The organism is Xanthomonas cissicola, assembly GCF_008801575.1.
In the GTDB taxonomy this organism is placed as follows: Bacteria; Pseudomonadota; Gammaproteobacteria; order Xanthomonadales; family Xanthomonadaceae; genus Xanthomonas; species Xanthomonas cissicola.
In genome coordinates this window covers 1-7,566 of sequence record NZ_VZPL01000109.1, presented here as the reverse complement: position 1 = coordinate 7,566, position 7,566 = coordinate 1, and the positions used below count along the sequence as shown (strand labels likewise).

The following is a 7,566-nucleotide window of genomic DNA, read 5'->3' as shown; positions in this document are numbered from 1 at the left end:
TGGCGTCGCACTACAGTACATCCAGCCGGGAAAGCCAAATCAGAATGCCTTCATTGAGCGCTTCAATCGTACGTTCCGCGAGGAAGTGCTCGACCTGAATCTCTTCGCCTGCCTCGACGAGGTGCGCGAAGCCGCCCACTGGTGGATGATCGACTACAACCAAGCAAGATCCCATGATTCGCTCGGCGGAATGACCCCGGTCGAGTACCGCAACAAGTACGCCGAAAGCTCTACTTTTAAAGTGCCTGCTTGACGGGGGAGCTTACGCAATGGCGCGTGCAGCGACGGCAGACACTGCGCGGCAATGCCGAGCGACATCGCATACGCACGCGGCGCATCGTGCGGCGTGATCACCACCGCCAACGGCGCATGCTGCGCATGCAGCCACGGCTCCAGTTCCTGATCGGCATGGGTATGCAGCTCGATATACGGCGTCGGCAACGCGTCCACCGCTGCCCGCAAGGCGCGCGCGCAGCTGCGCTCGGACAAGGGCAGATCGCCCGAATCCAGCAATACCAGCTCCACCTCGGCATCGCCACCGGCCGCATGCAGCTCGGCAATCAAGCGATCCACGTCGGCACACGCCAGCGTGCGCAACGCACGCCCAGCGCACGCAGGCAGTTGCATCGGCACCAACGGTGCCGGATCGGCCTGAGGACCGCGCAAAATCAGGATACACATCGTGTTCGGCTCAACGCACCACAGTGCGGGGGTGCCAAGGTAGGCCTGACGGGCATAAAGGAGCTATTCGCACGCCGGGGCGCGAGCATAAAGAGTGCGTAATGGCGCGTTGAAACAGTCCAACGCGCCATTGATGCCGATGCGCAGCGAAGTAAAGCAGATGCAACCGGTGTGATCCTCCATCCATGCAACAAGAGCTGCACACTAACGGCAGCAGACGCCGCAGAAGGACCAGCAGTTTCTACCAGCTCACCGTCGCCTACTTCTCCCGCCGCCAGTTCACCGACCCCTTGGTCTCGATGGTGCTGGATTCGGCTTCGATATCGAAGCCGCGGCTGAGCAGATATTTGAGCGTCAGTACCGAGCCGCCGCCGACCATCGACACGCCGTAGCCGACGTAGAGTTTGGGCGAGAGATACTTGCCGAAACCGACCACCGAGCCCAACGTGCTGGATTGACTGACGCCCGCTTCGTGCAGGCCGAGCTTGGCGCCGATCTGCGAGGCGATCAGGCTGCTGCCGGCCGATAGTGCCGCCGAGGCGGCGCTGACCTGCTGGGTTTCGTCGCTGCTGGCGGTGGACAGGCCGCGGCCCAGGACCAGGTACGAAAGCGCTTCGGATTGCGACATCGCCGGTTCGGACCACACATCGGCACGCGGCGATTCGGCGCGGCCGCTGACGTCGATGCCGGCGGTGACATCGCCGATCTTGCGTTCGGCGCGCAGGCTCACGCGCGGGTCGGAGACGATGTTGTTGTTCCAGGTCAGCTGGCCACGGGTGATGGTCAGATCCTGGCCATAAGCCTTGTAGCGCCCACGCACATCCAGCCCGCCATTGGCGGTCATTTCGCGGCCAGGGCGCGCGCGGATCTGCATCTGCCCGCTCAGCCCGCCCTTGAGGCCGAAGCCGCTCATGTTGACCTTGTCGCCGAGCACGATCGCCAGGTCCATATCCAATGGCGATGCGGGCGTCTGTTCCGGGTCCACCGGGTCCAGCACCACCACGTCTTCGGACACCGAGGTGCCACGGTCCAGGCGTTCCAGGTCGATGTCCGCTTCGGGCACGGTGACCTTGCCGCGCAACTGCATGGTGTTGTCGGTAATGCCGAACTGCATGTCCGGGTTGGCGATGATGCGAAGCTCGCTGGTGTTGTAGGCCAGCACGTTGTCGCCGCGGATATTGAGCAGCAGCGGGGTGCTGGTCCCGAACCACGACAATCCGCCATCGACGGTGAGCGTGCCGGGACCGGACTTGGCCGAGGCGGTGATCTTGGCCGAACCATCCGGCAACGCGTCGAAGCGGCCCTTGCCCTCGCTCAGCGTCAAACCCATCGACGGGTATTCGGCGGTGAAATCGCTCAGGGTCGCATCGCCGCCGAGCAGCGGTTTGTCGCGGGTGCCGCGCAGGCTCACGTGGCATTCGACCAACCCCTTCGGCCGCACCACGTCGGCAATCACCAGCTCCAGCCAGTACAGCCGCGACATATTCAGATACAGCTCGCCGTTGAGCGGCGCGTACGCATCCCAGCCGGTATTGAACTTGGCATCGACAAAGCCGGCGCCTTGGAAACCGATACCGAGCTTGCCCTGGATCTGTTGCTGGGTGAAATCGGCCTGCACGCTGAATTGGTCGTAGCGCAGCAACTCGCCGCGATTGGGATTGCCGGCCACTGCAGCGTAACGGGTTTCGCCCAAACGAATGCCGCCTTCGGGCGACGCGATGCGCAGGCTGCCTTCCCAGGCATTGCCGCGTGGCTTGAAGCTGCCGTCCAGCGACAGTTCGCCACGCAGATAGATCTGCCGACCTTCCTGCTTGGGCAGCCACGGCTGCACCAGCGACAGCGGCAATGCCTCGCCGTGCACCACCATGCCCTCGCGCGGCCAATTGGCGCTGGCGCACAGTGCGCCGCCGGTGGCCGCGCCCAGGCAGGTGTCGGACAAGGTAAACGCGGCGCCATCGGTGCTGAACTGCGCCGGTTGGCGCAGCGCCCAGGCATCGCCCTTGGCCGGTGCGATGCGCAGCGTTGCGACCTGGCCCTGCCAACGCTCGCCGTTGCGACGCACATCGCCCTGCAGGGCGACGCTGGCCATGCTGCTGGCGATATCCGCATCCAGCCGCAGGGCCTCCACCGCGCCGCGCGCCTGCACGCGCACGCTGTCGAGCACCACACCGGCTTCGATGGCGGTCCCTTGCAAGGCCAGTTGACCATCGCTGCCGCGCCACGGTAGCCGGCCACGCAGGCTGATGTTCTGGGCGCTATAGGTGTCCCACCGCAGGCCGTTGCCGGCAATGTCGGCGGTGATGTCGGGTGCGTCGCGCTTGCCGCTGACCTGCAGCTGCCCGCGCACCACGCCGGTGGCGCCGGGCAGCACGTCGTCCAGCTGCAACGGCTGCAGCTGCGCGGCGATATCGAGCTGGTCGCCCACCTTGCCCTTGGCGTTGATGCGGCTATTGCCCAGCGCCAGCTGCAGTTCGCCTTCGCCCTGTTGGCCGCGCAACGCGAACTTGCCATTGCCCGACAGCGCGCGTTGACGCAGCTGCCCGGTCAGGCTGGGAATTTCCGCAGTGGCCTCGAACCCCGGCGAGACGCCGCCGGCGGGGGGCGGCAATTGGCGACCTTTGGACGCGATCTTGCCGGACAGGTTGCCGTTCCAGCCCGGCGCGAAATAACCCGGATCGAACTTGGCCAGTTGCGCGCTGACATCCCATTGCAGCGCCGGCGCCCAAGCCACTTCACCGGTGAGATCCAGCGCGCCGCCCGGGGTTTTCGCCTGCACCTGCTTGAGCTGTGCACCTCGGTCGTTGCCACGGCTGTCGAAGACCAGCTCGGCCTGCTGACCATCGCGCTCCACGGTGGCGCGGCCGATCGCGGCCCAGGCCTTTAACGTGCCGGCCACGCCCAGGCGCGCGTCTTGCAACTCCACCGGCACCAGCGGCGCGTCGGGCGTGGCTGGATCCGCGGCCGGGGTGAAGCGCAGGCCGCTGGCGTTGACCGCAAACCGGAAACTCGGATTCTGGGTGTCGCGGAAATCGGCGCTACCACGCAATTGCGTGCGGCCTTCGAAGGTGTCGATCACCAACGGTTCGACGGTGAGGACCTGGTCGGCCAGGGCGATATGCGAAGGCTGCAGCGTGGCGCTCAACTCGCCCTGCTTGATGCTGCCGTGCAGATCGGCGTTGCCACCCTTGCCGGAGGCTTGCAGGTTCAGCGCGATCGGCGTGGCCGGCGGATTGGCTTGACCCTCGGCGGCCGGAATCAACAGCGAGGTATCCAGTGCTTCGGTCACGGCCTTGAACGCCCAGGTCGGGTCGTCGCGGCCGGTGAACACCAGGCTGGCCTGCAGCGGCGCCGGCGCCCGGCCGGCGATGGCTACTTCCATCTTGTCCAGATCCCCGCGTGCCACCAGCCCCAGGCTGGCCGGGGTGCGCCCGCGTGCGGCCGGTAGCACCGCAGTGGCGGTCAGGTCGGCACGGTAATCGTCGTTGGGCAGGTAATCGCCGTGCAGGCGGAAGTCGCCCATGTCGGTGTCGATCACCAGATCGCGCGTGCGCAGCTCGCCCGTAGCCACATCGAGTCCGCCCTGCACCTTATGCAGCACGATCATCGGCTGCTGCAGCTGGGTGATGCGCAGGTTCTGCACATCGATCTTGTCGGCCTGGATCGCCAGCGGCACGTTGATCTGCGGTAGCGACTCGGGCCAGCTGGGCAGGGTGAACGGTTCCTCGCTCTTGCCCAGGTTCAACGTGGCATTGATCACCTGCACCGCGTCCAGCTGCAGCTTGCGCCCCAGCAGCGGGCGCAGGTCCGGCTCCAGATACACGCGCTCTGCAGTGAAGTGGATGTCCTGATAATGGAAATCCACATCGCGCAAGGTCAGCGGGCCGGCTACCGGGCCTTCGACCTTGCCGTAGGTAAAGGTGGCGCCCACCGGCAGGCGCGCGGTGACCTGTGCCAGCAACACATCGCGCCCGGCCACGGTCTGCAGCAGCCAGTAGATCGCGATCAAGGCCAGCAGCACCAGCCCGAGCACGGTCAGGCCCGAGCCCACCCAGAACCGGCGCCGGCGATAGAAGCGCGGGCGCGGTGCCGGCGGCGTAGGTGAGGGTGCGCTCACAGGTTGGCCCCGATATCGATGTAGAGCTGGAATTGCGAGTCGGGGTCGTTCAAGCCATGTGCGATATCCACGCGCACCGGGCCCACCGGCGAGCGCCAGCGCAGGCCGAAGCCGATACCGGTGTGCCAGTCCGGCCGGTCATCGAAGGCGCTGCCGCCATCGACGAACACCGCCCCGCCCCAGGGGCCGCCCTTGAGGTAATGCTCGTATTCGGCACTGGCGGTGACCACGTTCTTGGCACCCAGCGCGAATTCGTCCGGCTTGGGCGTGCGTGGGCCGACTTCGCGGAACGCATAACCGCGAATGCTGTTGGCGCCACCCGCGAAGAAACGCAGGCTCGGCGGCATCGCCACCAGGTCGCTGGTCCAGGTGGTGCCGCCTTCTCCGCGCAGGATCAACCGGCCATTGTCGCCAGCGCCCAGAAACCAGCGCAGCTGGCCATACAGCTGGCCGAAGTTGGTATCGGAGCCGGCACCCTCGGCGCCGCCGCGAATGAACATCTGCGCCGACACGCCACTGCGCGGAAACAGCCGGTCGTCGACATTGACGTAGTTGGCCTGCAGTTGCGGATAGATCAGTGTGGAGGTCTCGTACACCGCGCCTTCGAAATCGTCGCCGCTGCTGAAACGCCAACGCTCGCGCAAGGCGTTGATCGAGGCGATCGCGCTCCAGCGCTCGTTGATCTGGCCGCTGCGGCTGCCGGTGAGTTTGACGTTGCGCAGGTCGATGTACTCGGTCTGCTCGTCGTACAGCCGCGCCGAGGCGGTGTACCAGCCATCCAGCCAACGGAACGCCGGCACGCGGTAACTGGTGGTCAGGCTCTTGCGGTTCTGCGCGTAATCCAGCTGCGTGTCCATCTTGTGGCCGCGCGCGTTCACGTAACGCCGCTCCACGCCACCGCGCACACCGGCGCCGCTTTCGCTGCCGTAGCTCAAGCCGGAGGTGTAGACCGTGCGCTTGGCGCGGGTGAGTTTGACGTCCACCGGCACGCGGCCCTGGTCGTCCGCTTCTTCGGGCTTGGGCTGGATATCGATGGTGCTGAAGTAATCCAGCTTGGTCAGCGACTCGCGCAATCGGTCAAGCTTGCCTTCGTGGTAGTAGCTGCCTTCGTCCCAGTACACCAGCGGGTCGAACAGGCCATCGCGGAAGTAGTCGTAGTCGAAGCGCACCTTGCCCATGTCGTAGCGGCGGCCGCTGTCCCAATTCAGATCGATGTCGGCCGCATGCTCGGCACGCGTGATCGCAACGCGGCGCTGGGTGAAGTCGGCATCGAAGTAGCCACGCTCGGCCAGACGCCGGGTGATGCGGACCTTGCTGGCTTCGTACTGCGGATGGCTGAAGACCTGGCCTTCGCGCGGCTCGAACTGCTTGAGATCCTGGCCCAGATAGCGGTCCTGCTCGGCCCAGCCGGTGATGGAGATATGCGAGGTGCGCACCTGCACCGGCTCGCCACGATCCACCGTGATCACCACGGTCACTTTGTCGCCGGCGCGTGGTGCGGCCAGCGTAATGGTCGGCGAGTAATAGCCAAACGGCTCCAGCGCCTCACGCGTCTGCCGCTCGGCCTGTGCCAACAGATATTCCAGACGCGACTCGCCCTGCTCCTTGCCCACGGCCTCATACAGAGACAGGGAGACCTGGATGTTCTCGATCATCTCGGCGTCGTCGCCGTCGTCCAACCCCTTGATTTCGATCTTGTCGATGGTTGCCCGCGCAACCGCTTGCAGCGGAACGAACAGGGTGCACAGCAAGAAAAGAGCAAACGCGACTTTAAGCATCTGCAAAGGATACCCAGCCTTGGCGTGAAGGGCTAAAAAATGTGAGCAGACGCGACTATACGGGCGGCGCAACCTCCTTTGGGCCGAGATCACTTTAACGTTTCTTTCACACTCTCACCGCCGTTCTGTCTCGTCGGAATTAGACAGGATTTAGTTAAGCCAGTTGCTCCGCTTGAGCTCGCTGCGTTATAGCTCGCGAGTCGCAAATAGATGCACGTTCCGCTTTCTGCACTTAAACACCACGATCAATTCAATACCAAAATTATTTTTTGTCATGCAATGAAGGGAAAGGTGCTTAAAAACGCCAGTTGCTTAGGTTGTTTCCGTCTCTTTGGGGGCCGCAAGCTTGCGCTGAGAATTGCGGGTGCAATGAAAGGATGCGAGGACAGACATGCGTGATACCTACAAAAAAGCCGTACTGATCAATTCTCTCGACGGGGATTTCCATGCAGCCGTCTTTGGGCAAGCACTGTCTAGGCGCGGCAGTCGCGTCATCCGATGGAATGCCGAGGACTATCCCACAAAATCTTCGGTGAGTATCAGCTATGCAGAAAGGCATGCGGATGTAAAAATCAGCACAGGGGAGCATAACTTCAATGAAGATGATATCGGTGTCGTCTGGAACAGGCGTCGGCGTGTGCCGGAAGTTCCGAAAGTCATCGACGTCAGGGATCGTCAGTTCGTCCAGATGGAGCTGGATGCGGCGTTCCATGCGCACAAGTCGCTCTTTAGAAAGGCGTTCTGGATTAATAAGGGTATTAGCGCAGACGCCTGTGAGTTGAAGATTCATCAGCTCTTGATGGCGCAAACTGTTGGGCTGCCGACGTCCCCCCGCCCTGAGTAGCGGCCGCGTTTAGAGTCCGGGGTTAATGATATCGGTGTTTGCCAGATGTTGGGCATAAGCGGACGGCGTCATGCCGCCAATTGCTTTCTTGGGTCGGTCCTCGTTGTATTCGCGTCGCCAGCGTTCGATCTCGGTGCGCGCGTGCAGCA

4 protein-coding genes and 2 pseudogenes are annotated in these 7,566 nt (G+C 63.8%); 2 read left to right on the top strand and 4 right to left on the bottom strand.

The genetic code is table 11. From position 1 onward, the window contains the following. Nucleotides 1–253 (top strand): annotated as a pseudogene (locus F7R02_RS23235) (integrase core domain-containing protein); the annotation flags it as partial. 11 nt (nucleotides 254–264) lie between these two features. Here the strand turns inward: F7R02_RS23235 and F7R02_RS23230 are convergent. The 3 genes and pseudogenes from F7R02_RS23230 to F7R02_RS23220 all read right to left on the bottom strand — a co-directional run. After that, nucleotides 265–681 (bottom strand): annotated as a pseudogene (locus tag F7R02_RS23230) (hypothetical protein); the annotation flags it as partial. A gap of 259 nt (nucleotides 682–940) precedes the next feature. Next, nucleotides 941–4,795: a translocation/assembly module TamB domain-containing protein gene (locus tag F7R02_RS23225; RefSeq protein WP_078591389.1), complete on the bottom strand. Its 3,855-nt coding sequence runs from the start codon at nucleotides 4,793–4,795 to the stop codon at nucleotides 941–943. Then, nucleotides 4,792–6,573, bottom strand: coding sequence for an autotransporter assembly complex protein TamA (locus F7R02_RS23220; RefSeq protein ID WP_078591388.1), 1,782 nt, complete (start codon nucleotides 6,571–6,573; stop codon nucleotides 4,792–4,794). The genes F7R02_RS23225 and F7R02_RS23220 overlap by 4 nt, the downstream gene beginning before the upstream one ends. Nucleotides 6,574–6,964: 391 nt before the next feature. Here F7R02_RS23220 and F7R02_RS23215 point away from each other — a divergent pair, with 391 nt between their 5' ends. After that, nucleotides 6,965–7,417 carry an MvdC/MvdD family ATP grasp protein gene (locus F7R02_RS23215; protein ID WP_235857539.1) on the top strand — a complete coding sequence of 151 codons (453 nt, stop codon included), beginning with the start codon at nucleotides 6,965–6,967 and terminating at the stop codon, nucleotides 7,415–7,417. 9 nt (nucleotides 7,418–7,426) lie between these two features. Here the strand turns inward: F7R02_RS23215 and F7R02_RS23210 are convergent. Continuing rightward, nucleotides 7,427–7,566: integrase core domain-containing protein (locus F7R02_RS23210; protein ID WP_033837658.1), on the bottom strand; the 140-nt coding region annotated here is incomplete at its 5' end.